Origin of the sequence: Citrobacter sp. R56 (assembly GCF_016811995.1) — a bacterium.
Taxonomy (GTDB): domain Bacteria; phylum Pseudomonadota; class Gammaproteobacteria; order Enterobacterales; family Enterobacteriaceae; genus Citrobacter_D; species Citrobacter_D enshiensis.
This window is the reverse complement of sequence record NZ_CP069159.1, coordinates 472,539-497,671: the sequence shown is the minus strand read 5'-3', so window position 1 is coordinate 497,671 and position 25,133 is coordinate 472,539. Positions and strand designations below refer to the sequence as shown.

The window sequence follows — 25,133 nt, the reverse complement described above, 5'->3', positions numbered from 1 at the left end:
AGCAAGCCCCAGGGTTTTCGATAAAAACGCAGTCATCAACAACGCGAACTTATTTGTCGCCTAACTGCTCTGACATGTTGCCCGGGTTCGGCGTACGCGGCTCTTCAGTCGGACGCGGCGCACTCGGGGTGCCATTGTTGCCAGAGTTGTTAGAAGTACCGGACTCATCCCAACCCGCAGGCGGGCGCACATCGCGACGAGCCATCAGATCATCAATCTGCGGCGCATCGATGGTCTCATATTTCATGAGCGCATCTTTCATCGAGTGCAGAATGTCCAGGTTATCGTTCAAAAGACGACGCGCGCGGTCATAGTTACGTTCAATCAGCAATTTAACTTCCTGATCGATAATGCGCGCGGTTTCATCGGACATATGTTTTGCTTTCGCAACAGAACGTCCCAGGAACACTTCGCCTTCTTCTTCCGCGTACAGCAATGGACCCAGTTTTTCAGAGAAGCCCCACTGCGTCACCATGTTGCGTGCCAGGTTAGTCGCGACTTTAATGTCGTTCGACGCACCGGTAGAAACGTGTTCTACGCCGTAGATGATCTCTTCCGCCAGACGACCGCCGTACAGCGTAGAGATCTGGCTTTCCAGTTTCAGACGGCTGGCGCTGATCGCGTCGCCCTCAGGCAGGAAGAAGGTCACACCCAGCGCACGGCCACGCGGGATAATCGTTACTTTGTGTACCGGATCGTGTTCCGGCACCAGGCGACCGATAATCGCATGGCCTGCTTCGTGGTACGCGGTAGACTCTTTCTGCGCTTCCGTCATCACCATGGAGCGACGTTCCGCACCCATCATGATTTTGTCTTTCGCTTTCTCGAACTCAACCATTGATACAACGCGTTTGTTGCCACGAGCAGCGAACAGTGCCGCTTCGTTCACCAGGTTCGCCAGGTCTGCACCGGAGAAGCCTGGGGTACCGCGGGCAATGATTGCCGCATCGATATCCGGCGCCAGCGGTACGCGACGCATGTGAACTTTCAGGATCTGCTCACGACCGCGAACATCTGGCAGGCCAACCACAACCTGACGGTCGAAACGGCCAGGACGCAGCAGCGCCGGGTCCAGAACGTCCGGACGGTTAGTTGCCGCGATAACGATGATACCTTCGTTACCTTCGAAGCCGTCCATCTCAACCAGCATCTGGTTCAGGGTCTGCTCACGTTCATCGTGACCGCCGCCCAGGCCTGCGCCACGCTGGCGGCCTACGGCATCGATTTCATCGATAAAGATGATGCACGGGGCTGCTTTCTTGGCCTGTTCGAACATGTCACGCACACGAGATGCACCGACACCCACGAACATTTCAACGAAATCAGAACCGGAAATCGTAAAGAAGGGAACCTTCGCTTCACCCGCGATGGCTTTCGCCAACAGGGTTTTACCGGTACCCGGAGGACCGACCATCAGGACGCCTTTCGGGATTTTACCGCCCAGCTTCTGGAAACGGCTCGGTTCACGCAGATATTCAACCAGCTCAGCCACTTCTTCTTTCGCTTCGTCGCAACCGGCAACGTCAGCAAACGTGGTTTTGATCTGATCTTCTGTCAGCATGCGCGCTTTGCTTTTACCGAACGACATGGCGCCTTTGCCACCGCCGCCCTGCATCTGACGCATGAAGAAGATCCAGACGCCGATTAGCAACAGCATCGGGAACCAGGAAATGAAGATTGAAGCCAGCAGGCTTGGCTCTTCTGGTGGTTCGCCAACAACTTTAACGTTTTTAGTCAGCAGGTTATCAAGCAGCTTCGGATCGTTAACCGGTATGTAAGTCGTGTAACGGTTACTATCTTTCTTGGTAACGTTGATCTCACGTCCGTTGATACGCGCTTCACGAACCTGGTCCTGGTTGACCTCTTGCAGGAAGGTAGAATAATCCACCTTACGGCCATTAGACTCGCTGGGCCCAAAGCTCTGGAATACTGACATCAGCACGACGGCAATGACCAGCCAGAGTATTAGGTTTTTCGCCATGTCACTCAAGGGATTAACCTCTTATTACAACTGTGTTAAAAACAGCGTCAGGATACTCTATATCCAGTGTCTTTCAAACTTTCGTTTGAAATCTACCGGTTATGGTTTTCGCCCGGTCGCTACAATGTACACTTCACGTGAACGCGCACGAGAAGAGTCCGGCTTACGAACTTTCACCTTCGCAAACAGGGAGCGAATTTCTCTTAGATACTCATCGAATCCTTCGCCCTGGAACACTTTCACTACAAAACTACCACCTGGCGCTAATACATCACGAGCCATTCCAAGCGCCAGTTCTACCAGATACATCGCCCGGGGAATATCGACCGCCGGTGTACCACACATATTTGGCGCCATATCAGACATGACAACTTGTACTTTACTGTCACCGACACGTTCAAGTAACGCTTTCAGGACTAATTCATCACGAAAATCGCCCTGAAGGAAGTCTACACCAACGATTGGATCCATCGGTAAAAGATCACAAGCGATAATGCGACCACTGTTCCCTATCTGCGTAACCGCATATTGAGACCAACCACCGGGTGCAGCACCGAGATCGACAATCGTCATCCCCGGTTTAAAAATCTTGTCACTTTGCTGTATTTCATCAAGTTTAAACCAGGCACGAGAACGTAACCCTTTTTTCTGTGCCTGCTGAACATATTTATCGCTAAAGTGTTCCTGAAGCCAGCGACTGGAGCTGGCAGAACGCTTTTTACCTGTCATTTCACTTTCCCATCGGGGCAGTTCATCGTAACTAACGGTGTAAATTTCTACACGGCTATTTGGTGATATAAGGGAGATGGCGGTAGAATGACCCGTTTTCAATCCCAACCTAAGCAAAAATATACGATGAATCTGAGTACTAAACAAAAACAGCACCTGAAAGGTCTGGCACATCCGCTCAAGCCTGTAGTTATGCTTGGCAATAATGGTTTGACCGAAGGGGTACTGGCCGAGATTGAACAAGCGTTAGAGCACCATGAACTTATCAAGGTGAAAATCGCCTCGGAAGATCGCGAAACCAAAACCTTGATCGTGGAAGCTATCGTACGCGAAACCGGCGCCTGTAACGTACAGGTCATCGGTAAAACGCTGGTACTGTATCGCCCGACTAAAGAACGTAAAATCTCGCTGCCACGCTAAGAATATCCTAAAGTTGAACACGAATTCTGTGTAAAACGAGGGGTTTTCTGCAAGCAGGAGAGCAAAATGCCACGCTCTGTTCGTTGATAAAAGGCCGCTATGCGGCCTTTTTCCTTTCTTTACAATACATCAACAACCTGAGTATTGGGTAATTCTTACAGGTATTCTACCTTAATCACTTCATATTCCACTTCGCCGCCTGGCGTTTTGATCACCACAACATCATCCTGCTCTTTGCCCACCAGGCCACGCGCGATAGGTGAGTTCACGGAAATCAGGTTCTGTTTAAAATCCGCTTCATCATCGCCAACGATGCGGTAAGTCTGCTCTTCGTCAGTATCGAGGTTCAGAACGGTGACGGTGGAACCAAAAATCACGCGACCATTGTTTGGCATTTTAGTGATGTCGATGACCTGCGCATTGGACAGCTTTGCTTCGATATCTTTAATGCGTCCTTCGCAAAAACCCTGCTGCTCACGCGCGGCGTGATACTCAGCATTCTCTTTCAGGTCGCCGTGTTCACGCGCATCGGCGATAGCGGCAATAATTTCAGGACGGCGCACAGATTTCAGAAAATCCAGCTCTTCGCGCAGTTTTTCAGCACCACGTAAGGTCATCGGAATAGCTTGCATTTGTTATACCTCTTGAACATTCCTGTAGGGGGGCGATAAACCCTGCCCCGGCTGCTAAGCCCGCCCTGGCATGACGCCACACCAGGACCAGAAGCAAAAAAATACCGACCCGGGGCGCAAGGTCCCAGGTCAGCTACAATTCTCTATTTGATAGTCATTTTACCCTGGAGTTCCCTATGGGTCATCGTTTACTTTTCAGGGCAATGCGCCGTAGTATGACAGCTTGTTTCCAGGTTGTTAGCGCGAGATTATGCGATTTTCCAGATTTATCATCGGATTGACCACCAGTATAGCGTTCAGCGTCCAGGCCGCGAATGTTGACGAATACATCAATCAACTTCCCGACGGGGCTAATCTTGCCTTAATGGTACAGAAGGTCGGTGCCCCCGCGCCCGCCATCGATTATCACAGTCAGCAGATGGCGCTTCCCGCCAGTACGCAAAAGGTGATCACCGCGCTGGCGGCATTGATCCAGCTTGGCCCCGACTTTCGTTTTACCACCACGCTGGAGACAAAAGGTTCGGTGGAAAACGGGGTATTGAGCGGTGACCTGATTGCACGATTTGGGGCCGATCCGACGCTAAAACGTCAGGATATTCGCAATATGGTCGCCACCTTGAAGAAATCTGGCGTGACGCAAATTTCTGGTAATGTCCTCATCGACACCTCCATTTTTGCCAGCCACGATAAAGCGCCCGGCTGGCCATGGAACGACATGACGCAATGTTTTAGCGCGCCACCCGCTGCAGCCATTGTCGACAGGAACTGCTTCTCGGTTTCGCTTTACAGCGCAGAAAAAGCGAATGATTTAGCGTATATCCGCGTGGCATCGTATTACCCGGTGACGATGTTCAGCCAGGTTCGCACGCTACCGCATGGCTCTGCCGAAGCGCAATATTGCGAACTGGATGTCGTCCCCGGTGATTTAAATCGCTTTACGCTTACCGGTTGCCTGCCTCAGCGTAGCGATCCTCTTCCGCTGGCCTTCGCGATTCAGGATGGCGCCAGTTATGCCGGGGCAATAATCAAAGATGAGCTAAAACAGGCTGGGATCACGTACAGCGGTACGCTGCTGCGCCAGACATTGGTCAACGAGCCAGGAACGATTATTGCCAGCAAACAGTCAGCCCCTTTACATGATCTGCTTAAGATTATGCTGAAAAAATCCGACAACATGATCGCCGACACAGTGTTCCGTATGATTGGCCACGCGCGCTTTAACGTCCCTGGGACATGGCGTGCAGGATCCGATGCAGTTCGCCAGATCCTTCGTCAACAGGCAGGGGTTAATATTGGCAACACCATTATTGCCGACGGTTCCGGCCTATCCCGCCATAACCTGATCGCCCCTGCCACCATGATGCAGGTGCTGCAATACATTGCCCAGCACGACAATGAACTGAACTTTATCTCCATGCTACCGCTGGCGGGCCACGATGGTTCTCTGCAATACCGTGCAGGACTTCATCAGGCAGGCGTAGATGGCAAGGTATCGGCGAAAACGGGTTCACTGCAGGGGGTGTATAACCTGGCGGGCTTTATTACCACCGCCAGCGGGCAAAGGATGGCATTTGTGCAGTATCTTTCCGGGTATGCCGTAGAGCCGGCAGACCAACGCAACCGCCGTCTTCCACTGGTCCGTTTTGAAAGCCGTTTGTATAAAGATATTTATCAGAATAACTAGATGAGTGTGGCCGGATAGCGCTTATCCGGCCTACAAGACTGGCATAAAAAACCCCGGCATGGCCGGGGTTTTATGGAGATTAGCGTTTGTAGATGAACTCGACGCCTTCTTCGTCGTCTTCGTCCCAATCTTCATCCCAGTCATCTTCCGCTTCGTCTTCGACTTCCGCGAGCTGCTGACGGTGATAATCGTCCCACATGAACTCGACTTTCTCTGGCTGTTTCGCTTCTTCAGCCTGAACAATCGGATTCTCAATGATGAAGGTCATCACATCCCAGCAGAGATCTTTCACGCCTAACTGGCTGGCTGCGGAGATCAGATAGTATTTATCTTCCCAACCCAGCGCTTCGGCGATAGCTTTCGCTTTTTCTTCCGCTTCCGCTTTGTCCATCAAATCAATTTTGTTGAACACTAACCAGCGCGGTTTGGAGGCCAGATCCTGACTGTATTTTTCCAGTTCGCCGATAATGATACGGGCATTCTCAACCGGATCAGAACCGTCAATCGGATCGATATCAATGAGGTGCAGCAGTACGCGGCAGCGCTCCAGGTGCTTCAGGAAGCGGATCCCCAGACCAGCGCCTTCAGCAGCACCTTCAATCAGACCTGGAATGTCAGCAACCACGAAGCTCTTTTCGTTGTCCATACGCACAACGCCCAGGCTCGGCACCAGCGTGGTAAACGGATAATCTGCTACTTTGGGTTTCGCTGCAGAGACTGCGCGGATAAACGTCGATTTACCGGCGTTAGGCATCCCCAACATACCGACATCAGCCAGCAGCATCAGCTCCAGCATCAGATCGCGTTTATCACCCGGTGTACCCATCGTTTTCTGACGTGGAGTACGGTTCACCGAGGATTTGAAACGGGTGTTCCCCAGGCCGTGCCAGCCACCTTTAGCAACCATCAGGCGCTGACCATGTTTGGTCATGTCGCCCATTGTTTCGCCGGTACCCTGATCGATAACGCGCGTACCCACAGGCACTTTAACGGTGACATCTTTGCCGCGTTTACCGGTACAGTCACGGCTGGCGCCATTCTGGCCACGTTCTGCACGGAACGATTTTTCAAAGCGGTAATCGATCAGCGTATTCAGGTTTTCGTCGGCTTCCAGCCAGACGTCACCACCATCACCACCATCACCGCCATCCGGGCCGCCTTTCGGGATGTATTTCTCGCGGCGGAAGCTGACGCAACCATTACCGCCATCACCTGCAACGACCAGAATCGATGCTTCATCAACAAACTTCATTTTACTCTCCGTAAATCATTCGCCTGAGCGGGGTTGCGAAACCACCGTTTCATGCTTACGTAATCCGCCCCAAATACGATGACCAATGGCGGAATACATCGCGCCCGCAACCACGACAAACGCACCGAGATAACCTAAAAGGTTTAACATCGGTCTGGCGAAGAAATCGGGCCAGGCCATAGATAATAGATCTGAAAATAACAGCGTAAACAGCGGCGTGAGCGTGATTAACGCGCTCACCTGCGCTGCTTGCCAGCGCGCCATCGCTTCCGCCAGGGCGCCATATCCTACCAGCGTATTCAGCCCGCAGAAAACTAAACACGCGAGCTGCCAGTCGCTAAGCTGCGATATCACCCCTGGCTTCGCCAAAGGCAATAACGCAATTGTACACAAAGTGTACAGCAAAAACAGAATCTGCTGTGAGGCCAGACGACGCAATAACACCTTTTGCGCGACGCCATAGCTCACCCAGACTGTCGCCGCCCCGACACCAAAAATCACACCCCAGGTGTAATCCGTCAGTTTGGTAAAGATCTCGAACAGACTGGTATTAAAGAACATCACCAGCCCGCTCAGAAGCATGATCGCGCCAATAACCTGCGTACCACGCATTTTCTCCTTGAGGATAAATACGCTGGCGACCATCATGCCAACCGGTGACAGTTGACCGATAACCTGCGAGGCCGTGGGACTCAAATACTGCAGAGAAGAGCTGAACAGGATGAAATTCCCGAACAGCCCGCCTGTGGCAATGGCCAGTAATACCAGCCAACGCGGTTTACGAAAAATACGCAACGGCGGGAGCTTTCTTCTAACCGCAAGAATGGTCCCAAGACCGAGACTTGCCATTAGAAAACGGTAGAACACGACGGTAGGTGGTTCCATCACCTCCAGCACTTGCTTCATCGCGATTGGCAACGCACCCCAGCATATTGCGGTGGTCAGCGCCAAAAGAATACCAATGCCTGCCTGCTGCTTCATACCGTATTCCCTGCAAAACCTCGCTTTCCGAAAGATAACGGTACAGCGAGCATATTTACCGGTCGTCGAATGTAAAAAGCCCCGCAACACGTTGCGGGGCTTTTATCCGTTACCGGGACGCGAAAAACTTATTCAGCAACGATGCTGATGAATTTACGGTTTTTCGGGCCTTTCACTTCAAATTTCACTTTACCGTCTGCTTTGGCAAACAGAGTGTGGTCTTTGCCGCAACCAACGTTAGAACCAGCGTGGAATTTAGTACCACGTTGACGAACGATGATGCTACCAGCCAGAACTGTTTCACCGCCGAAGCGTTTTACGCCCAGACGTTTAGCTTCTGAATCGCGACCGTTACGAGTCGAGCCGCCAGCCTTTTTATGTGCCATTTAATCTGCTCCCCTTAACTTAAGCGCTGATGCCAGTGATTTTCACATCAGTGAACCACTGACGATGGCCCTGCTGCTTACGGTAGTGTTTACGGCGACGAAACTTAACGATTTTAATTTTCTCGCCACGACCATGAGCAACAACTTCAGCTTTGATTACGCCGCCATCAACGAAAGGAACGCCGATTTTGACTTCTTCACCGTTTGCGATCATCAGAACTTCAGCGAACTCGATAGATTCGCCAGTTGCGATGTCCAGCTTTTCCAGGCGAACGGTCTGACCTTCGCTTACTCGGTGTTGTTTACCACCACTTTGGAAAACCGCGTACATAAAAAACTCCGCTTCCGCGCACACCTTTCAATGATTCAGAGTGCGCTATAAATATTCACAATAGGGCGCGAATATTACGCAAAACGCGAGCCTTTGACAAGTGCTAGCATCAATACATGAAGAAAAAAAACACAACACGTACGGTAACGTTTATCTATGGCGTTTTTTCAGTACAATCAGCATATATTCCTAACCCTAAACCCTAAGTTACCTTGTTGCACTGTGAGGTAATCGGGGCGATAAGCCCGGCTTTTGCGATGAATTTAGAAAAAATCAATGAGTTAACCGCGCAAGATATGGCGGGTGTCAATGCGACAATCCTTGAACAGCTCAATTCCGACGTCCAACTGATCAATCAGTTAGGGTATTACATCGTGAGTGGCGGCGGAAAACGCATCCGCCCGATGATCGCCGTACTCGCTGCGCGCGCCGTTGGTTACGAGGAGAAAAAACACGTCACGATTGCGGCCTTAATCGAGTTTATCCACACTGCAACTCTGCTTCACGACGATGTTGTGGATGAATCAGATATGCGCCGTGGGAAGGCAACGGCGAATGCGGCTTTTGGCAATGCAGCCAGCGTATTGGTGGGTGACTTTATCTATACCCGCGCCTTCCAGATGATGACCAGCCTCGGTTCGCTGAAAGTACTGGAGGTAATGTCTTCAGCCGTCAACGTTATTGCAGAAGGTGAAGTCCTGCAGCTAATGAACGTGAACGATCCTGACATCACCGAAGAAAACTATATGCGCGTCATCTACAGCAAAACAGCGCGACTGTTTGAAGCGGCGGCGCAATGTTCAGGTATCCTGGCGGGTTGTAGCGACGAACAGGAAAAAGGGTTGCAGGATTATGGCCGCTATCTCGGCACCGCTTTCCAGTTGATTGACGATTTACTGGATTACAGTGCAGATGGCGAGCAGTTAGGTAAAAACGTGGGTGACGACCTTAACGAGGGTAAACCGACGTTACCTCTGCTGCATGCCATGCGTAATGGCACCCCAGAGCAAGCGCAGATGATCCGTAATGCCATTGAACAAGGTAATGGCCGACACCTTCTGGAACCTGTTCTGGAAGCAATGACCGCCTGCGGGTCACTGGAGTGGACACGTCAGCGTGCTGAAGAAGAAGCTGACAAAGCGATCGAAGCCCTTCAGGTTCTACCTGACACCCCATGGCGCGAGGCATTAATTGGCCTGGCGCACATTGCAGTGCAACGCGATCGTTAATCCCCTTTTCTCATCCCGTGCCATGCACGGGATGATTCATATACGTTCCATAAAATATCTAAAAACACCTCTACCACCCTTGATTCAACCGCCATTTTTCCTTGATATATTCTGAATATTTACCACCGTTACATGAACATTTTAGAACATTCGTTCTCCGGGAGTATAGTGTCGATCACCTGCTGATTTTTCCAACCGCAAGTGACTGACCAAAGGAGTGAGGGATTGATGGAGAGCAAACTCATTGACTGGCATCCAGCCGATATTATTGCTGGATTACGTAAAAAAGGGACATCTATGGCTGCGGAATCACGCAAAAATGGGCTCAGTTCTTCTACCTTAGCGAATGCCTTAACCCGCCCGTGGCCTAAAGGTGAATTGATTATTGCACAAGCACTAGGAACGGATCCCTGGGTGATTTGGCCATCACGATATCATGATTCGCAGACACACGAATTTATCGACAGAACACGACTGATGCGCGCTCGCAGAGAGAAAAAGGTCGTAGAGTGAAGGGAAACGGTAATCCCCATCTTGTGTAATAAATGGGGATTACCGAAGCAGAAGACGATTATTCGCCTTTCACACGCTCAATGTTCGCACCCAGCGCACGCAGTTTATCTTCAATGCGCTCATAGCCGCGATCGATGTGATAAATGCGATCCACCACCGTGGTGCCTTCCGCAATACAACCCGCCAGCACCAGGCTCGCAGATGCCCGCAGATCCGTCGCCATTACCTGCGCGCCGGAGAGTTTTTCAACGCCATGGCAGATCACCGTGTTGCTTTCGATTTCTGCATGCGCGCCCATACGACTCAATTCAGGGACGTGCATAAAGCGGTTTTCAAAAACGGTTTCGGTGATGAATCCAGTCCCTTCCGCTACCAGGTTCAGCAGAGTGAACTGTGCCTGCATATCGGTCGGGAACGCCGGATGCGGCGCAGTACGCACATTGACCGCTTTCGGGCGTTTGCCGTGCATGTCGAGACTGATCCAGTCAGCGCCAACTTCAATGTCCGCGCCAGCATCGCGCAGTTTTGCCAGAACGGCGTCCAGCGTGTCTGGCTGCGCGTTACGGCAGACGATTTTGCCGCGAGAAATGGCCGCAGCCACCAGGAACGTACCGGTTTCAATACGGTCAGGCAGAACGCGGTAGACGCCGCCGCCCAAACGCTCAACGCCTTCGATGGTGATACGATCAGTGCCATGCCCGCTGACCTTTGCACCCATCGCAATCAGGAAGTTCGCGGTATCGACAATTTCAGGTTCACGAGCGGCGTTTTCGATAATGGTGGTGCCTTCTGCCAGCGTAGCGGCACACATGATAGTAACCGTCGCACCAACGCTGACTTTGTCCATCACGATATGCGCGCCTTTCAGGCGCCCTTCCACAGATGCTTTAACGTACCCTTCTTCCAGCTTGATGGTGGCACCCAGTTGCTCCAGACCCGTGATGTGCAGATCTACCGGACGCGCGCCGATGGTGCAACCACCCGGCAGAGAAACCTGGCCCTGACCAAAACGCGCCACCAGCGGGCCAAGCGCCCAGATGGATGCACGCATGGTTTTCACCAGGTCATAAGGGGCGCAGAAAACGTTCACATCACTGGCATCAATGTGCACAGAGCCATTGCGTTCAACTTTTGCACCCAGCTGGCTCAGCAGCTTCATTGACGTATCAACGTCTTTCAGTTTAGGGACGTTCTGAATTTCTACCGGCTCTTCAGCCAGCAATGCGGCGAAGAGGATCGGCAGTGCGGCATTTTTAGCGCCTGAAATTGTGACTTCGCCCTGGAGCGTGGTCGGCCCCTGAACACGAAATTTATCCATTATTCTGTTCTCTGTTAAGAATTCATACTCGCTACCGGTGAGTCACCCGTAGCTCAAAAACCGTTAAGTTTGCGATCGCGTGCCCACTCAGCAGGCGTAAACGTTTTGATCGACACGGCATGGATGCGGTTGTCCGCAATGTATTCCATCAACGGACCATAGACCGATTGCTGTTTCTTGACCCGGCTCATACCGTCAAACATCTCACCCACGGCGATAACCTGAAAGTGACTGCCATCGCCAGAGACGTGGACTTCCTGGAGGGAGAGTGCGTTCATCAGCACGCTCTGAATTTCATGATTTTCCATGGGCTCTTTATTCGTCAAATAGTGAAAACAGCCCAACATCTTAGAGCAAAGTGGCGCTGTCTTAAATAAGCAAAAAGCCCCGATGCGAAGACGATCGGGGCTTTCGATAGTAACGTACTGAAAAAATTAGCGTGGCAGCACGTCGTTGGGCAAATTGTAAAGCTCCGCCAGCGTATAAACTTTTTCGTCTACACCGCTAAGCGAAACGGTATTACCCTGCCGTTTTGCCTGATTAATGAGATGGACCAGTAACGCCAGCCCTCCCGAATCTACCCGGGAAACCTGGCTCAGATCGATGCAGGTGACACCTTTCATGACCTCCACACGTACATCCCATAACGGGTTTAGCACGTCCTGATCCAGTTCACCCGCTAACGCCAGCTTTTCACCTTCACGCGTCCAGCTGAGTGACTGCGTCATTATTTTTTCTCTTCCAGTGTGATTTTTTGTTGAGCAATGGATTTCAACTGTGCGGTCAGGCCATCAATGCCTTTGGTACGCAGCAGGTCGCTCCACTCATTCTGTTTAGTGGTGATCATGCTGACGCCTTCCGCGATCATGTCATAGGCCTGCCAGTGACCGGTTTGCGTGTTTTTACGCCACTGAAAATCCAGGCGAACCGGAGGACGACCGTTCGGATCATTGATGGTGACGCGAATCGGTACGATGGTTGCATCGCCCAGCGGTTGTTCCGGCGCAATCTGGTAAGTCTGACCATGGTACATCGCTAAAGCCTGACCATAAGCCTGTTTCAGGTATTCACGAAAAGCGGCGAAATAGGCATCGCGTTGTGCCGGAGTAGCATCTTTGTAGTAACGCCCCAGAACCAGAGCGCCTGCGTATTTCACCTGCACATACGGCAGCAGTTCCTGATCAACGACATCACGCAGGTAATCCGGATTAGCACGGATTTTGTGCTGTTCATTTTTAAGACGGTCAAAGGTTTTTTGCGCCGCTTCGTCCATCTGTTTGTACGGGTTGGTCTGGTCGGCCGCCGTTGCAGCGCTCAGCGGTGCAATCACCAGCATCGCTACCATCATTAATCGTTTAAACATACGTCGATTCTCCTGAGATTATTTCGTTGCGCCCGCAGGCCCAGTAGCATCATTATTGCCTTCCGTTGCGCCAGGCGCATCGCCAGAATTCTTATTCTCATCACCTTTACTGTTGCTGTTGTAAAGGAACTGACCAATCATATCTTCCAGAACCATTGCCGATTTGGTGTCCTGAATGGTGCTGCCATCCTTGAGCATAGACGTTCCCAACTCTGGATCGTCAAAACCGACGTTCAGGGCCAGATATTGCTCACCAAGCAGACCGGAAGTACGAATGCTCAGGGAACTGGTATCAGGAATTTGGTTATAACGCTCTTCGATATCCAGCGTAACGCGTGGCAGATAGGTTTTCGGATCTAACGAGATGTCTGACACCCGTCCCACAACCACGCCGCCAATACGAACAGGAGAGCGTTCTCTCAGTCCGCCAATGTTATCGAAAGTCGCATAAACCGTGTAGGTCGGCTCCGTACGCATGGAGGTCACGTTCGCCGCTTTCAGGCAGATAAAGAATGCCGCCAGCAGCGCAACCAACAAGAAGATCCCCACCCAAATTTCATTTTTTTTCGTTTGCATGAACTCAATTCCCAAACATCAGTGCGGTCAGCACAAAATCCAGACCGAGAACGGCCAGAGACGCGTGCACAACGGTGCGTGTCGTTGCCCGGCTAATCCCGGCAGAAGTCGGGATCGCGTCATATCCATTGAACAGTGCAATCCACGTTACCGTAATGGCAAACACCACGCTCTTAATCAAACAGTTCACAAGGTCCAGACGCCAGTCGACAGCGTTTTGCATAGCCGACCAGAAGAAACCAGCATCGATACCTTTCCAGCTTACGCCAACCAGCGATCCGCCCCAGATCCCCACCGCCACAAAAATAATGGTGAGCAACGGCAACGAAATAACGCCAGCCCAGAAGCGCGGGGAAATCACCCGGCGCAATGGATCGACCGCCATCATTTCCATACTGGAAAGCTGCTCGGTCGCACGCATAAGACCAATCTCTGCGGTTAAGGCAGAGCCGGCGCGCCCGGCAAACAACAGCGCCGCAACAACCGGCCCCAGTTCACGCAGCAACGACAGCGCCACCAGCATACCGAGACTGGTTTCCGCACTGTACGTCGTCAGAACCAGATAGCCCTGCAGCCCCAGCACCATGCCAATGAACACGCCAGACACAATAATGATAAGCATCGACAAGACACCCACATTATAGAGCTGACGAATCAGTAACGGCGCATGCTTGCGAAACTCCGGCTTACCAACCACCGCATTGAATAACATTAACCCGGCCCGCCCGAACGTCCTGAGAGTTTTGATCCCTCTGTGTCCGAGTGATGCCAGCGCATTTGACAGCATGAGTGGCTTAACTCCCTGTTTCGAGTAAATCGGTGTGATAGTCGCCCGCGGGATAGCGGAACGGAACGGGTCCGTCGGCGATACCGTCAAGGAACTGGCGTACGCGCGGGTCTGCGTTGTCTTGCAGCGCCTGAGCACTGCCATGAGCCACAATTTTTTTATCCGCCATGATAAAGGCGTGATCCGCAATGCTCAGCACTTCGGGAACATCGTGAGAGACCACTACGCAGGTCACGCCCAGTGAGCTGTTCAGTTCTGAAATCAGCTTCACCAGCACGCCCATGGTGATAGGATCCTGACCAACGAACGGTTCATCAAACATGATGAGATCCGGCTCCAGAGCAATAGCACGCGCTAACGCCGCCCGTCGCGCCATCCCGCCAGAAAGTTCAGAAGGCATTAATTTTGCGGCACCGCGTAGCCCAACGGCCTCAAGTTTCATCATGACGGTACTTTTGAGTAAAGCCGCGGGTAAATGCGTATGCTCACGCAGCGGATAGGCCACGTTATCAAACACATTCATGTCAGTGAACAGCGCCCCTGACTGAAACAGCATGCTCATACGCTTACGTACAGTGTATAGCCGTGAACGGGACATGGCGGGAACATTCTCGCCATCAAACAGAATCTCTCCTTTGTCAGGCGCGATCTGCCCACCGATCAAGCGTAACAGCGTGGTTTTACCGATGCCCGACGGCCCCATGATCGCTGTGACCTTTCCACGTGGCACCGTCAGGGAAATATTATCGAAAATACAACGATCGCCCCGGGTAAAGCTGACGTCGCGCATATCGACTAAATTCGCCACAGACTGACCCATTGATTCATCCTTCGTATTACTTTGTTGATCTCATCATGGCGTTGAATTTCACCATGAACCCAACATATTTACAGAATATTACCCGCCCCGGTTAGCTAAAGCTGGCATTTGTTTTACTTTTTAGCCGCATAAAGTCAAAATTAAGAATTCGTTACGGCCTCCAGGCAATCTCTCCCGTGGACCGGCGAGTATACCTGAAGAAAGGACTTTAGATGCTTTTAGCAACGGCGCTGTTAATTATTGGTTTACTTCTGGTCGTCTACAGTGCCGATCGCCTGGTGTTTGCTGCTTCCATTCTATGTCGAATGTTGGGTGTCCCTCCGCTCGTCATCGGGATGACGGTGGTCAGTATCGGGACCTCGTTACCGGAAATTATCGTGTCGGTTGCCGCATCGCTGCATGGACAACTCGATCTCGCTGTCGGTACGGCAATGGGTTCAAATATTACCAATATTCTGTTGATCTTAGGCCTGGCCGCGTTATTTCACCCTTTTACCGTGCATTCTGATGTTCTGCGTCGTGAATTGCCATTAATGTTATTCGTCAGCGTTCTGGCAGGTTATGTCCTGCACGATGGGCAACTCAGTCGCAGTGATGGGATCTTTCTCCTACTTCTGGCTGTGCTATGGCTGCTATTCATTGTTAAAATCGCCCGTCTGGCCGACAGTCAGGGTAATGACAGCCTTACCCGCGAACAGGTTGCAGAGCTACCGCGTGAAGGCGGGTTGCCCGTTGCATTTTTGTGGCTCGGCATCGCCCTGATTATCATGCCGATGGCAACCCGTATGGTGGTTGATAACGCGACGGTACTGGCCAATTATTTTGCCATGAGCGAGCTGACTATCGGGTTAACGGTGGTGGCCATCGGCACCAGTTTACCTGAGCTGGCGACCGCTATCGCGGGTGTGCGTAAAGGGGAAAACGATATTGCCGTCGGCAACATCATCGGCGCTAATATTTTTAATATCGTTATCGTTTTGGGGTTACCGGCGCTGATAGCACCGGGTGGCGTTAACCTTTTAGCCTTTGGGCGTGACTACGGCGTCATGCTGCTGGTCAGCATTATTTTTGCATTACTCTGCTGGCATCGTTCGCGCCGAATTGGTCGCGGCGCGGGCGTGTTGTTGACTGGCGGTTTTATCATATGGCTGGCGATGCTGTACTGGATATCGCCACTTCTCGTTGGGTAACTGGAAACGGATTATGTCTCACTTAGAGTTGCAACCGGGTTTTGACTTTCAGCTAGCAGGCAAAGAAGTCCTGGAAATTGAACGTGAAGGCCTGGCCGAGTTAGGCCAGTACATCAACCAGAACTTCACCCTTGCGTGTGAAAAAATGTTCTGGTGCTCGGGCAAAGTCGTCGTGATGGGGATGGGGAAATCAGGGCACATCGGGCGCAAAATGGCGGCTACATTTGCCAGTACCGGTACGCCGTCATTTTTTGTTCATCCTGGTGAAGCAGCCCACGGCGATCTCGGCATGGTGTCGCCGCAGGATGTGGTTATTGCCATTTCAAACTCCGGCGAATCGAGTGAAATCACAGCGTTGATTCCCGTACTCAAGCGCCTGCATGTCCCGCTCATCTGTATTACTAGCCGACCAGAAAGCAGCATGGCGCGTGCCGCAGATGTGCATCTGTGTGTTAAAGTGCCCCGGGAAGCCTGCCCTCTGGGTCTGGCACCAACCAGCAGCACCACCGCCACATTGGTGATGGGGGACGCGCTTGCCGTCGCCTTATTAAAAGCCCGTGGATTCACCGCAGAAGACTTCGCGTTATCCCATCCGGGCGGGGCACTTGGACGTAAACTTTTGCTACGCGTTAACGATATCATGCATACGGGTGATGAAATCCCGCATGTGAAAAAGGACGCCAGCCTGCGTGATGCGCTGTTGGAAATCACGCGTAAGAATCTTGGGATGACCGTCATTTGCGATGACGATATGAAGATTAACGGTATTTTCACGGATGGTGATTTACGTCGCGTCTTTGATATGGGCGGTGATGTTCGCCAGTTAGGGATTGCCGATGTTATGACGCCAGGGGGCATTCGCGTACGTCCAGGTATTCTCGCCGTTGATGCTCTGAATTTGATGCAATCCCGTCATATTACCTCGGTGTTGGTTGCCGATGGCGACCAGTTACTCGGTGTGTTACATATGCATGATCTCCTGCGTGCAGGCGTAGTGTAGAAACTCAAGGATAATAAAAATGAGTACAGCAGGTGCGTCGCTTGCGACCTGTTATGGACCCGTCAGCACTCAGGTTATCGCCAGGGCGGAAAACATCCGTCTTCTCATCCTCGATGTGGATGGCGTACTGTCTGACGGTCTGATTTATATGGGCAATAACGGTGAAGAGCTGAAGGCCTTCAACGTCCGTGATGGCTACGGTATTCGTTGCGCACTCACTTCCGGTATTGAGGTTGCCATTATTACCGGACGAAAAGCTAAACTTGTAGAAGATCGCTGTGCCACACTTGGGATCACGCATCTTTATCAGGGTCAGTCAGACAAGCTGGTCGCGTTTGCCGATCTGCTGAATAAACTGGGCGTGGCGCCAGAAAACGTCGCCTACGTCGGTGATGATCTGATCGACTGGCCGGTGATGGAAAAAGTGGGACTGAGCGTTGCCGTGGCGGATGCTCACCCATTATTGATTCCGCGCGCCGATTACGTGACGCGTATTGACGGAGGTCGCGGCGCCGTGCGTGAGGTTTGCGATTTATTATTATTGGCACAAGGCAAACTGGATGAGGCCAAAGGGCAATCGATATGAGTAAAACCAGACGTTGGGTTATCATTGTGCTGTCGTTGGCCATTCTGGTGCTTATCGGTATCAATCTGGCCGATAAAGACGATGCACCCCAGGTTGTCGTGAATAACAGCGACCCAACTTATAAAAGTGAGCATACGGATAGCGTCGTATACAGTCCTGAGGGGGCACTAAACTATCGCCTCATTGCTCAACATGTTGAATACTATTCAGATCAGGCGGTTTCGTGGTTTACCCGCCCGGTGTTAACTACCTTTGATAAGGATAAAGTCCCGACCTGGTCGATTAAGGCCGACAAAGCCAAATTGACCGATGACCGGATGCTGTATCTCTACGGCCACGTTGAAGTCAACGCGTTGGTGCCTGACTCTCAACTACGCAGAATTACGACCGATAACGCAAAGATCAATCTGGTAACGCAGGATGTTACCTCTGACGATCTCGTGACGTTATACGGAACAACATTTAACTCCAGCGGACTGAAAATGCGCGGCAACTTACGCAGCAAGAACGCCGAGCTGATTGAAAAGGTTAGAACCTCCTATGAAATTCCAAAAAAACAAACTCAGCCTTAATCTTGTGCTTGCCAGCTCACTTCTGGCCGCCAGCATTCCTGCGTTCGCCGTCACGGGCGATACCGAGCAGCCGATTCATATTGAATCGGACCAGCAGTCCCTGGACATGCAGGGCAATGTCGTCACCTTCACCGGTAACGTCATTGTCACCCAGGGCACCATCAAAATTAATGCTGATAAAGTGGTCGTTACCCGTCCGGGCGGTGAAGATGGCAAAGAGGTGATTGATGGCTTCGGCAACCCTGCCACCTTCTATCAGATGCAGGACAACGGTAAGCCGGTAAAAGGCCGCGCCTCGAAAATGCATTATGAGCTGGCAAAAGATTTCGTCATCCTCACCGGAAACGCCTACCTGGAGCAGCTCGACAGCAACATTACCGGCGACAAGATCACCTATCTGGTGAAAGAGCAAAAAATGCAGGCCTTTAGTGAAAAAGGCAAACGTGTGACCACAGTTCTGGTTCCGTCGCAACTGCAAGACAAAAACAAAGGCCAGGCCCCGGCACAGAAGAAGGGTAACTAATTCGTTATGGCAACATTAACTGCAAAGAATCTTGCAAAGGCCTATAAGGGCCGCCGGGTGGTGGAAGATGTCAGTCTGACCGTCAACTCCGGGGAGATCGTGGGTCTTCTCGGCCCGAACGGCGCGGGCAAAACCACGACCTTTTATATGGTCGTGGGCATCGTGTCGCGCGATGCAGGCAACATCATTATTGATGACGAAGATATCAGCCTGCTGCCGCTGCATGCGCGTGCGCGCCGCGGTATTGGTTATCTGCCGCAGGAAGCCTCCATTTTCCGTCGCCTGAGCGTATTTGATAACCTGATGGCGGTGTTGCAAATCCGTGACGATCTGTCGAACGAACAGCGCGAAGACAGAGCCAATGAGCTGATGGAAGAATTTCACATCGAGCACCTGCGTGACAACCTGGGGCAGTCGCTCTCCGGTGGTGAACGCCGTCGTGTGGAAATCGCCCGTGCGCTGGCGGCAAACCCTAAATTTATCCTGCTGGATGAACCTTTTGCGGGTGTTGACCCCATTTCCGTTATCGATATTAAACGCATCATTGAGCATCTGCGCGACAGCGGACTCGGCGTATTGATCACCGACCATAACGTCCGTGAAACGCTGGCGGTCTGCGAGCGCGCATATATCGTGAGCCAGGGACATCTCATCGCGCACGGTACACCGACTGAAATCCTGCAAGACGATCACGTTAAACGTGTATACCTTGGGGAAGACTTCAGACTCTGATAGGGTAGAAGATTGCGACGTCATAGCGGGAGAAAATCACTCTGAACATGAAGCAAGGTTTGCAACTCAGGCTCAGCCAACAACTGGCAATGACGCCTCAACTACAACAGGCTATCCGCCTGTTGCAGTTGTCCACGCTGGAACTTCAGCAAGAACTTCAGCAAGCGCTGGAAAGTAATCCACTGCTCGAGCAAACCGATCTTCACGAAGAAATCGACACCCAGGAAACTCAGGACAGCGAAACCCTGGACACCGCAGACGCACTCGAACAAAAAGAGATGCCGGAAGAGCTGCCGCTTGATGCCAGTTGGGATGAAATCTACACCGCAGGAACGCCGTCCGGTCCCAGTGGCGACTATATCGACGATGAGCTGCCGGTCTATCAGGGTGAAACCACCCAGTCGCTCCAGGATTACCTGATGTGGCAGGTTGAACTTACGCCGTTCTCGGACACCGACCGGGCAATCGCCACGTCTATCGTCGATGCGGTAGACGAAACCGGCTATCTCACCGTCTCGCTGGATGAGATCCTCGAGAGCATGGGTGACGAAGAGGTTGACCTTGATGAAGTCGAAGCGGTACTTAAACGCATTCAGCGTTTTGATCCTGTCGGCGTGGCGGCAAAAGATCTTCGCGACTGTTTGCTGATCCAACTTTCGCAATTCGACAACGCTACCCCCTGGCTGCAAGAGGCACGTCTGATCATCAGCGATCACCTTGATCTGCTGGCCAATCACGATTTTCGCTCATTGATGCGCGTCACCCGCCTGAAGGAAGAGGTGCTCAAAGAAGCGGTCAATCTTATTCAGTCGCTCGATCCCAGGCCCGGACAGTCGATCCAGACAGGCGAGCCTGAATACGTGATCCCTGATGTGCTGGTCCGTAAACATAACGATCACTGGACAGTGGAACTGAACAGCGACAGCATTCCGCGTTTGCAGATCAATCAGCACTATGCCGCCATGTGCAATGGCGCGCGTAACGATGCTGACAGCCAGTTTATCCGTAGCAATCTTCAGGATGCGAAGTGGCTGATCAAAAGTCTGGAAAGCCGTAACGATACATTGCTGCGCGTCAGCCGCTGTATCGTTGAGCAGCAACAAGCCTTTTTTGAGCAGGGCGAAGAGTTTATGAAACCGATGGTGCTGGCGGATATCGCCCAGGCCGTCGAAATGCATGAGTCGACAATTTCCCGTGTGACCACGCAGAAGTATCTGCACAGCCCGCGTGGAATTTTTGAACTGAAATATTTCTTTTCCAGCCACGTCAATACCGAAGGCGGCGGCGAAGCCTCGTCCACGGCAATACGGGCGCTGGTGAAGAAGTTAATTGCTGCGGAAAACCCCGCGAAACCACTGAGCGACAGCAAGTTAACCTCTATGCTGTCAGAACAAGGTATCATGGTGGCGCGCCGTACCGTTGCGAAGTACCGAGAGTCTTTATCCATTCCGCCGTCTAACCAGCGCAAACAACTGGTTTGACCCAACCGATAAGGAAGACACTATGCAGCTCAACATCACTGGAAATAACGTCGAAATTACTGAAGCTTTGCGCGAGTTTATTTCAGGCAAGTTCGCTAAGCTTGAACAGTATTTTGACCGGATTAATCAGGTCTACATTGTGTTGAAAGTGGAGAAAGTGACCCACACCTCGGATGCGACACTACATGTGAACGGCGGCGAGATTCATGCCAGTGCCGAAGGTCAGGATATGTATGCCGCTATTGACGGATTGATTGATAAACTGGCCCGGCAATTAACGAAACATAAAGATAAACTGAAACAACACTAATTGTCCGGGCAGTTAACGGGTGCAGGACGGCCTGTTGTGAAGCACAACAGGCCATTTGTACAGTTAGCGCTCCGAATCTGAACCGTCAGTTGGATGGGGCAGGTTCTTAGGTGAAATTATGATAAATAACGATTCGACTCTACAACTGAGCAGTGTACTTAACCAGGAATGTACGCGCAGTGGTGTCCACTGCCAAAGCAAAAAACGCGCGCTGGAAATTATCAGCGAACTGGCGGCAAAACAGCTAAGCCTACCCTCTCAGGTGGTTTTTGAAGCCATTCTGACGCGTGAAAAAATGGGCAGTACAGGGATTGGTAATGGCATTGCAATCCCACACGGGAAGCTGGAAGAAGATACGTTACGCGCTGTCGGCGTGTTCGTACAACTCGAAACGCCTATTGCTTTCGACGCCATAGATAATCAGCCTGTCGATCTGCTTTTCGCCCTGCTTGTTCCCGCCGACCAAACCAAAACGCATTTGCATACGCTGTCTTTGGTGGCGAAACGTCTGGCGGATAAAACCATCTGCCGCCGCCTGCGTTCAGCCCAAAGTGACGAAGAACTCTATAAAATCATCACTGACACCGAAGGTGAACAGGATGAAGCATAACAACCCAATGGCATCTCTTTATGTCGTTGTGAGGAGAAACGGTACATGGTACTGATGATCGTCAGCGGTCGTTCAGGGTCAGGTAAGTCTGTCGCCCTGCGTGCGCTGGAAGATATGGGTTTTTACTGCGTGGATAACCTTCCCGTAGTGCTGTTGCCCGATCTGGCCCGAACACTGGCCGATCGCCAGATTTCTGCGGCCGTCAGCATCGATGTGCGCAACATGCCGGAATCACCGGAGATTTTCGAGCAGGCAATGAACAACCTGCCGGATGCCTTCTCCCCTCAGTTGTTGTTTCTCGATGCCGATCGCAACACGCTAATTCGCCGTTACAGCGACACGCGCCGCCTGCACCCGCTATCCAGCAAGAATCTGTCGCTGGAAAGCGCCATTGATGAAGAGAGTGATTTGCTGGAGCCCTTGCGTTCCCGTGCAGATCTGATCGTTGATACATCCGAAATGTCGGTGCATGAACTGGCAGAGATGTTACGAACTCGTCTGCTGGGTAAACGTGAGCGCGAACTGACGATGGTCTTCGAGTCTTTCGGCTTCAAGCACGGTATTCCGATTGATGCGGATTATGTGTTTGACGTACGTTTCCTGCCTAACCCGCACTGGGACCCGAAACTGCGCCCAATGACGGGCCTGGATAAACCGGTTGCCGCGTTCCTCGACCGGCACACAGAAGTACACAATTTTATTTATCAGACTCGCAGCTATCTTGAGCTATGGTTACCGATGCTGGAGACAAACAACCGCAGCTACCTCACCGTAGCCATTGGTTGTACTGGCGGGAAACACCGTTCGGTGTATATTGCAGAGCAGCTGGCAGACTACTTCCGTTCTCGCGGCAAGAACGTGCAGTCACGCCATCGCACGCTGGAAAAACGCAAAACATGACCGTGAAGCAGACTGTTGAAGTCACGAATAAGCTGGGTATGCATGCCCGGCCAGCAATGAAACTCTTTGAATTAATGCAGGGTTTTGAAGCTGAAGTATTGTTACGCAACGATGAAGGTACTGAGGCTGAAGCAAACAGTGTGATTGCACTCCTGATGCTGGACTCAGCGAAAGGACGCCAGATCGAAATCGAAGCCACCGGTCCCCAGGAAGTAGAAGCGCTGGCGGCAGTCATCGCGCTGTTCAATTCAGGATTCGACGAAGACTAACCAGGCGTTCCTCTGCAATAGCGTCATATCTCCCGAAAAACACCGTCCAGCCCGGTATGTATAAGCTTACCGGGCTGGACTGCCTGTATACACACGGATACGGTTCGCCCCCTTCGGCAAACCTGCGATGTTCATCTCCTTCGTAGTGCCCTCCCCTATTTACTGTTACATTCAGACATTATTTGTACATTTAGTGCTCTTTTTTGCCCTATAACAATATTAAGAAAACCTTAAGACTGATCGTTTAGGATTCATTTAAGTTGGAAGGTCATACTGGATTTATGTCAGCAAACATTTCCAGAGATCTCATGATACGTTTATCCCAACAGATCCCACTGGGCACCGGAAGACATCGTAAATGTTATGCGCATCCGGATGATGCCCAGCGTTGTATTAAAGTCGTCTACCACAATGGGGATGGCGGCGATAAAGAAACCCGACGCGAGCTGAAATACTACGCGCACCTGTCACGCCACCTGAAAGACTGGAGCGGTATTCCACGCTATTACGGTACGGTGGAAACCGATTGTGGCACAGGTTACGTCTACGATGTCATCGCCGACTTTGACGGCAAACCATCCGTCACGTTGACGGAGTTTGCTGCCCAGTGCCGCTATGAAGAAGACGCCGTTGTCTTGCGTCAACTCCTGAAAAAACTCAAACGCTATTTGCGTGACAACCGTATTGTCACCATGACCCTGAAGCCGCAGAATATTCTGTGTCATCGCATCAGCGAATCAGAGGTGATCCCGGTGATTTGCGACAATATCGGAGAGAGTACGTTTATCCCACTGGCGACCTGGTCGAAGTGGTTCTGTGAGCGTAAACAGGAAAGATTGTGGGAGCGGTTTATCGCCCAACCCGCACTCGCGGTAGCGCTGAAGAAAGACGTGCCGTCGAAAGACAGAAACACGCTGGCCCTGTCTTCCCGCGAAGCGTAACTCAACCAAACGCGGGTTAAGCTATGTTCGAACTTGAAGGTTTATGGACTAACCTTATCGGCATTGGTTTGCCATAATATCGGCAAACCAATGCACTATCTCAATCCATCACTTCATTGCGTCTACGGACTTCACTAACTTTTGCGGTTTTAGCAACTCCGCGGGAATACTGGGTATTTTACTTACGATCACTTCTTTGCTGTTGCGGGTGATGCCATAAATAATCCGCTCTGGTGAGCTACGATCCCAGGCCCAGGCCTGCCCTTCAAATGGCACGTTGATGGTAGTCACGTACTCCAGTATTGAACCCGTTTCCGGCAGCCGCAAAACATAGAGTTCTTTGGCGTCGTGACCCGTAACGTATAACAGGCCGTCAGGACCCCAACCGCCGCCGGAACTACTCTTCGGCGCCATTTTTTCCAAAACGTTCGATGGAAAAGCCCAACTCTCCAGTACGCGACCTTCGTTATCAAATTTGACCAGCGCCGTATAGTTATGATCTTTCCCAGCCTCGGTTCCTTTTTCGTCATAGTTGGCGAATCCGGCCCACCAGTAACCGCGATAAGGAAAAACCCAGGTTACTGAACCGTAGTTGAATCCCATAAAACCAAAGCTGTGATTGCCAACGTGAGACATATCGTTGGTACTAAACATTTCCATTGAGCTTAACACCGGCCTGCTGGAATAGTTGGAGTGCGAACAATATAAAACGTTGTCTTGTGCGTAACAGGAGTTGAAGTGTTTGATATTATCGCCTTCCTTCCCATGCCATACAGAAAGTGGGTTGCTACTGCCCTTTTTCGGGTACTTAGCAATAGTTTTGTCATCAATGGCGTAAATATAGCTGGCATCGACTGCAACGCCCTGACGTGCCACCTCAATGGGAAAACGTGATAACTCTGTCGCATTCAACGCATGATCTTCCGCTGATGCGAAAGATGCGGATAGCAGGGCCAACGAAAAAAGACCGATCTTCTTCAACATCATTATTCCCTCTTGAATAAGGATAAAAGAAAT

Annotated in this window: 31 protein-coding genes; 16 read left to right on the top strand and 15 right to left on the bottom strand. The window is 51.5% G+C overall.

The window, feature by feature from the left end; all coding sequences use genetic code 11:
• Positions 1–49: 49 nt before the first annotated feature.
• Both ftsH and rlmE read right to left on the bottom strand, forming a co-directional pair.
• A complete protein-coding gene (gene ftsH, locus JM656_RS02395) occupies positions 50–1,981 on the bottom strand; it encodes an ATP-dependent zinc metalloprotease FtsH (protein ID WP_203359846.1) in 1,932 nt (643 codons plus the stop codon).
• Between the two features lie 99 nt (positions 1,982–2,080).
• Entirely contained in the window at positions 2,081–2,710 is a 630-nt protein-coding gene (gene rlmE, locus JM656_RS02390; protein ID WP_192613617.1) for a 23S rRNA (uridine(2552)-2'-O)-methyltransferase RlmE, read from the bottom strand.
• A 126-nt stretch (positions 2,711–2,836) separates the two neighbouring features.
• On the opposite strand from rlmE, the gene yhbY reads away from it, so the two are divergent.
• Positions 2,837–3,130, top strand: a complete 294-nt coding sequence (gene yhbY / locus JM656_RS02385; protein ID WP_004139797.1) for a ribosome assembly RNA-binding protein YhbY — start codon at positions 2,837–2,839, stop codon at positions 3,128–3,130.
• A 155-nt stretch (positions 3,131–3,285) separates the two neighbouring features.
• On the opposite strand, the gene greA is transcribed toward yhbY, so the two are convergent.
• A complete protein-coding gene (gene greA / locus JM656_RS02380; protein ID WP_192613618.1) occupies positions 3,286–3,762 on the bottom strand; it encodes a transcription elongation factor GreA in 477 nt (158 codons plus the stop codon).
• A gap of 250 nt (positions 3,763–4,012) precedes the next feature.
• On the opposite strand from greA, the gene dacB reads away from it, so the two are divergent.
• On the top strand, positions 4,013–5,446 hold the full coding sequence (dacB, locus tag JM656_RS02375) for a serine-type D-Ala-D-Ala carboxypeptidase (RefSeq protein WP_203359845.1): 1,434 nt from the start codon (positions 4,013–4,015) through the stop codon (positions 5,444–5,446).
• Between the two features lie 79 nt (positions 5,447–5,525).
• Here dacB and cgtA read toward each other — a convergent pair whose 3' ends face one another.
• From cgtA to rplU, 4 genes are all read right to left on the bottom strand, one after another.
• Positions 5,526–6,698: an Obg family GTPase CgtA gene (gene cgtA / locus JM656_RS02370; protein WP_203359844.1), complete on the bottom strand. Its 1,173-nt coding sequence runs from the start codon at positions 6,696–6,698 to the stop codon at positions 5,526–5,528.
• A 15-nt stretch (positions 6,699–6,713) separates the two neighbouring features.
• Positions 6,714–7,679 carry a DMT family transporter gene (locus JM656_RS02365; RefSeq protein WP_203359843.1) on the bottom strand — a complete coding sequence of 322 codons (966 nt, stop codon included), beginning with the start codon at positions 7,677–7,679 and terminating at the stop codon, positions 6,714–6,716.
• A gap of 128 nt (positions 7,680–7,807) precedes the next feature.
• Positions 7,808–8,065 carry a 50S ribosomal protein L27 gene (rpmA, locus tag JM656_RS02360; protein WP_003025030.1) on the bottom strand — a complete coding sequence of 86 codons (258 nt, stop codon included), beginning with the start codon at positions 8,063–8,065 and terminating at the stop codon, positions 7,808–7,810.
• Between the two features lie 19 nt (positions 8,066–8,084).
• Positions 8,085–8,396, bottom strand: coding sequence for a 50S ribosomal protein L21 (rplU, locus tag JM656_RS02355; protein WP_203359842.1), 312 nt, complete (start codon positions 8,394–8,396; stop codon positions 8,085–8,087).
• A gap of 257 nt (positions 8,397–8,653) precedes the next feature.
• Here rplU and ispB point away from each other — a divergent pair, with 257 nt between their 5' ends.
• Together ispB and sfsB are read left to right on the top strand one after the other, a co-directional pair.
• Entirely contained in the window at positions 8,654–9,625 is a 972-nt protein-coding gene (gene ispB, locus JM656_RS02350; RefSeq protein ID WP_192613622.1) for an octaprenyl diphosphate synthase, read from the top strand.
• 228 nt (positions 9,626–9,853) lie between these two features.
• Positions 9,854–10,138, top strand: coding sequence for a DNA-binding transcriptional regulator SfsB (gene sfsB / locus JM656_RS02345; protein ID WP_203359841.1), 285 nt, complete (start codon positions 9,854–9,856; stop codon positions 10,136–10,138).
• Between the two features lie 58 nt (positions 10,139–10,196).
• Here sfsB and murA read toward each other — a convergent pair whose 3' ends face one another.
• The 7 genes from murA to mlaF form a co-directional block, all read right to left on the bottom strand.
• Entirely contained in the window at positions 10,197–11,456 is a 1,260-nt protein-coding gene (murA, locus tag JM656_RS02340) for a UDP-N-acetylglucosamine 1-carboxyvinyltransferase (protein WP_203359840.1), read from the bottom strand.
• Between the two features lie 53 nt (positions 11,457–11,509).
• Entirely contained in the window at positions 11,510–11,764 is a 255-nt protein-coding gene (ibaG, locus tag JM656_RS02335; RefSeq protein ID WP_192613625.1) for a BolA family iron metabolism protein IbaG, read from the bottom strand.
• A gap of 126 nt (positions 11,765–11,890) precedes the next feature.
• Entirely contained in the window at positions 11,891–12,184 is a 294-nt protein-coding gene (gene mlaB / locus JM656_RS02330) for a lipid asymmetry maintenance protein MlaB (protein ID WP_203359839.1), read from the bottom strand.
• Complete coding sequence (gene mlaC, locus JM656_RS02325) at positions 12,184–12,819, bottom strand: phospholipid-binding protein MlaC (RefSeq protein ID WP_203359838.1); 636 nt, start codon at positions 12,817–12,819, stop codon at positions 12,184–12,186. Before mlaC ends, mlaB begins: the two co-directional genes overlap by 1 nt.
• A gap of 18 nt (positions 12,820–12,837) precedes the next feature.
• Positions 12,838–13,395, bottom strand: coding sequence for an outer membrane lipid asymmetry maintenance protein MlaD (mlaD, locus tag JM656_RS02320; protein WP_203359837.1), 558 nt, complete (start codon positions 13,393–13,395; stop codon positions 12,838–12,840).
• Between the two features lie 4 nt (positions 13,396–13,399).
• Positions 13,400–14,182: a lipid asymmetry maintenance ABC transporter permease subunit MlaE gene (mlaE, locus tag JM656_RS02315; RefSeq protein WP_203359836.1), complete on the bottom strand. Its 783-nt coding sequence runs from the start codon at positions 14,180–14,182 to the stop codon at positions 13,400–13,402.
• Between the two features lie 7 nt (positions 14,183–14,189).
• Positions 14,190–15,002, bottom strand: a complete 813-nt coding sequence (mlaF, locus tag JM656_RS02310; RefSeq protein WP_192613628.1) for a phospholipid ABC transporter ATP-binding protein MlaF — start codon at positions 15,000–15,002, stop codon at positions 14,190–14,192.
• Between the two features lie 212 nt (positions 15,003–15,214).
• Between mlaF and JM656_RS02305 the strand changes: the two genes are divergently transcribed.
• From JM656_RS02305 to yrbL, 12 genes are all read left to right on the top strand, one after another.
• Complete coding sequence (locus tag JM656_RS02305; RefSeq protein WP_203359835.1) at positions 15,215–16,192, top strand: calcium/sodium antiporter; 978 nt, start codon at positions 15,215–15,217, stop codon at positions 16,190–16,192.
• Positions 16,193–16,205: 13 nt separating this feature from the next.
• Entirely contained in the window at positions 16,206–17,192 is a 987-nt protein-coding gene (gene kdsD / locus JM656_RS02300) for an arabinose-5-phosphate isomerase KdsD (RefSeq protein WP_203359834.1), read from the top strand.
• Between the two features lie 19 nt (positions 17,193–17,211).
• The gene (gene kdsC / locus JM656_RS02295) at positions 17,212–17,778 is read left to right on the top strand and encodes a 3-deoxy-manno-octulosonate-8-phosphatase KdsC (RefSeq protein ID WP_192613631.1); all 567 of its coding nucleotides are present in this window, start codon (positions 17,212–17,214) and stop codon (positions 17,776–17,778) included.
• Entirely contained in the window at positions 17,775–18,350 is a 576-nt protein-coding gene (gene lptC / locus JM656_RS02290) for an LPS export ABC transporter periplasmic protein LptC (protein WP_203359833.1), read from the top strand. The genes kdsC and lptC overlap by 4 nt, the downstream gene beginning before the upstream one ends.
• Positions 18,319–18,873 carry a lipopolysaccharide ABC transporter substrate-binding protein LptA gene (gene lptA / locus JM656_RS02285; protein ID WP_203359832.1) on the top strand — a complete coding sequence of 185 codons (555 nt, stop codon included), beginning with the start codon at positions 18,319–18,321 and terminating at the stop codon, positions 18,871–18,873. The genes lptC and lptA overlap by 32 nt, the downstream gene beginning before the upstream one ends.
• Positions 18,874–18,879: 6 nt before the next feature.
• Entirely contained in the window at positions 18,880–19,605 is a 726-nt protein-coding gene (gene lptB / locus JM656_RS02280) for an LPS export ABC transporter ATP-binding protein (protein WP_203359831.1), read from the top strand.
• Positions 19,606–19,652: 47 nt separating this feature from the next.
• The gene (rpoN, locus tag JM656_RS02275; protein WP_203359830.1) at positions 19,653–21,086 is read left to right on the top strand and encodes an RNA polymerase factor sigma-54; all 1,434 of its coding nucleotides are present in this window, start codon (positions 19,653–19,655) and stop codon (positions 21,084–21,086) included.
• A 22-nt stretch (positions 21,087–21,108) separates the two neighbouring features.
• On the top strand, positions 21,109–21,396 hold the full coding sequence (gene hpf / locus JM656_RS02270) for a ribosome hibernation promoting factor (RefSeq protein ID WP_192613636.1): 288 nt from the start codon (positions 21,109–21,111) through the stop codon (positions 21,394–21,396).
• 118 nt (positions 21,397–21,514) lie between these two features.
• Positions 21,515–22,006, top strand: a complete 492-nt coding sequence (gene ptsN / locus JM656_RS02265) for a PTS IIA-like nitrogen regulatory protein PtsN (protein ID WP_162379339.1) — start codon at positions 21,515–21,517, stop codon at positions 22,004–22,006.
• 45 nt (positions 22,007–22,051) lie between these two features.
• On the top strand, positions 22,052–22,906 hold the full coding sequence (gene rapZ / locus JM656_RS02260; RefSeq protein WP_162379338.1) for an RNase adapter RapZ: 855 nt from the start codon (positions 22,052–22,054) through the stop codon (positions 22,904–22,906).
• On the top strand, positions 22,903–23,175 hold the full coding sequence (npr, locus tag JM656_RS02255; RefSeq protein WP_012135339.1) for a PTS phosphocarrier protein NPr: 273 nt from the start codon (positions 22,903–22,905) through the stop codon (positions 23,173–23,175). Before rapZ ends, npr begins: the two co-directional genes overlap by 4 nt.
• 308 nt (positions 23,176–23,483) lie before the next feature.
• Positions 23,484–24,116 (top strand): PhoP regulatory network protein YrbL, encoded by a 633-nt coding sequence (yrbL, locus tag JM656_RS02250; protein WP_203359829.1) that lies wholly within the window; start codon positions 23,484–23,486, stop codon positions 24,114–24,116.
• A gap of 108 nt (positions 24,117–24,224) precedes the next feature.
• Here the strand turns inward: yrbL and JM656_RS02245 are convergent, their stop codons facing one another.
• Complete coding sequence (locus JM656_RS02245; protein WP_203359828.1) at positions 24,225–25,103, bottom strand: hypothetical protein; 879 nt, start codon at positions 25,101–25,103, stop codon at positions 24,225–24,227.
• Between the last annotated feature and the right edge of the window lie 30 nt (positions 25,104–25,133).

Coding starts and splice junctions, on each gene's coding strand:
- ftsH (WP_203359846.1), bottom strand. CDS start 1,981: ATGGCGAAAAACCTAATACTCTGGCTGGTCATTGCCGTCGTGCTGATG.
- rlmE (WP_192613617.1), bottom strand. CDS start 2,710: ATGACAGGTAAAAAGCGTTCTGCCAGCTCCAGTCGCTGGCTTCAGGAA.
- yhbY (WP_004139797.1), top strand. CDS start 2,837: ATGAATCTGAGTACTAAACAAAAACAGCACCTGAAAGGTCTGGCACAT.
- greA (WP_192613618.1), bottom strand. CDS start 3,762: ATGCAAGCTATTCCGATGACCTTACGTGGTGCTGAAAAACTGCGCGAA.
- dacB (WP_203359845.1), top strand. CDS start 4,013: ATGCGATTTTCCAGATTTATCATCGGATTGACCACCAGTATAGCGTTC.
- cgtA (WP_203359844.1), bottom strand. CDS start 6,698: ATGAAGTTTGTTGATGAAGCATCGATTCTGGTCGTTGCAGGTGATGGC.
- JM656_RS02365 (WP_203359843.1), bottom strand. CDS start 7,679: ATGAAGCAGCAGGCAGGCATTGGTATTCTTTTGGCGCTGACCACCGCA.
- rpmA (WP_003025030.1), bottom strand. CDS start 8,065: ATGGCACATAAAAAGGCTGGCGGCTCGACTCGTAACGGTCGCGATTCA.
- rplU (WP_203359842.1), bottom strand. CDS start 8,396: ATGTACGCGGTTTTCCAAAGTGGTGGTAAACAACACCGAGTAAGCGAA.
- ispB (WP_192613622.1), top strand. CDS start 8,654: ATGAATTTAGAAAAAATCAATGAGTTAACCGCGCAAGATATGGCGGGT.
- sfsB (WP_203359841.1), top strand. CDS start 9,854: ATGGAGAGCAAACTCATTGACTGGCATCCAGCCGATATTATTGCTGGA.
- murA (WP_203359840.1), bottom strand. CDS start 11,456: ATGGATAAATTTCGTGTTCAGGGGCCGACCACGCTCCAGGGCGAAGTC.
- ibaG (WP_192613625.1), bottom strand. CDS start 11,764: ATGGAAAATCATGAAATTCAGAGCGTGCTGATGAACGCACTCTCCCTC.
- mlaB (WP_203359839.1), bottom strand. CDS start 12,184: ATGACGCAGTCACTCAGCTGGACGCGTGAAGGTGAAAAGCTGGCGTTA.
- mlaC (WP_203359838.1), bottom strand. CDS start 12,819: ATGTTTAAACGATTAATGATGGTAGCGATGCTGGTGATTGCACCGCTG.
- mlaD (WP_203359837.1), bottom strand. CDS start 13,395: ATGCAAACGAAAAAAAATGAAATTTGGGTGGGGATCTTCTTGTTGGTT.
- mlaE (WP_203359836.1), bottom strand. CDS start 14,182: ATGCTGTCAAATGCGCTGGCATCACTCGGACACAGAGGGATCAAAACT.
- mlaF (WP_192613628.1), bottom strand. CDS start 15,002: ATGGGTCAGTCTGTGGCGAATTTAGTCGATATGCGCGACGTCAGCTTT.
- JM656_RS02305 (WP_203359835.1), top strand. CDS start 15,215: ATGCTTTTAGCAACGGCGCTGTTAATTATTGGTTTACTTCTGGTCGTC.
- kdsD (WP_203359834.1), top strand. CDS start 16,206: ATGTCTCACTTAGAGTTGCAACCGGGTTTTGACTTTCAGCTAGCAGGC.
- kdsC (WP_192613631.1), top strand. CDS start 17,212: ATGAGTACAGCAGGTGCGTCGCTTGCGACCTGTTATGGACCCGTCAGC.
- lptC (WP_203359833.1), top strand. CDS start 17,775: ATGAGTAAAACCAGACGTTGGGTTATCATTGTGCTGTCGTTGGCCATT.
- lptA (WP_203359832.1), top strand. CDS start 18,319: ATGAAATTCCAAAAAAACAAACTCAGCCTTAATCTTGTGCTTGCCAGC.
- lptB (WP_203359831.1), top strand. CDS start 18,880: ATGGCAACATTAACTGCAAAGAATCTTGCAAAGGCCTATAAGGGCCGC.
- rpoN (WP_203359830.1), top strand. CDS start 19,653: ATGAAGCAAGGTTTGCAACTCAGGCTCAGCCAACAACTGGCAATGACG.
- hpf (WP_192613636.1), top strand. CDS start 21,109: ATGCAGCTCAACATCACTGGAAATAACGTCGAAATTACTGAAGCTTTG.
- ptsN (WP_162379339.1), top strand. CDS start 21,515: ATGATAAATAACGATTCGACTCTACAACTGAGCAGTGTACTTAACCAG.
- rapZ (WP_162379338.1), top strand. CDS start 22,052: ATGGTACTGATGATCGTCAGCGGTCGTTCAGGGTCAGGTAAGTCTGTC.
- npr (WP_012135339.1), top strand. CDS start 22,903: ATGACCGTGAAGCAGACTGTTGAAGTCACGAATAAGCTGGGTATGCAT.
- yrbL (WP_203359829.1), top strand. CDS start 23,484: ATGATACGTTTATCCCAACAGATCCCACTGGGCACCGGAAGACATCGT.
- JM656_RS02245 (WP_203359828.1), bottom strand. CDS start 25,103: ATGATGTTGAAGAAGATCGGTCTTTTTTCGTTGGCCCTGCTATCCGCA.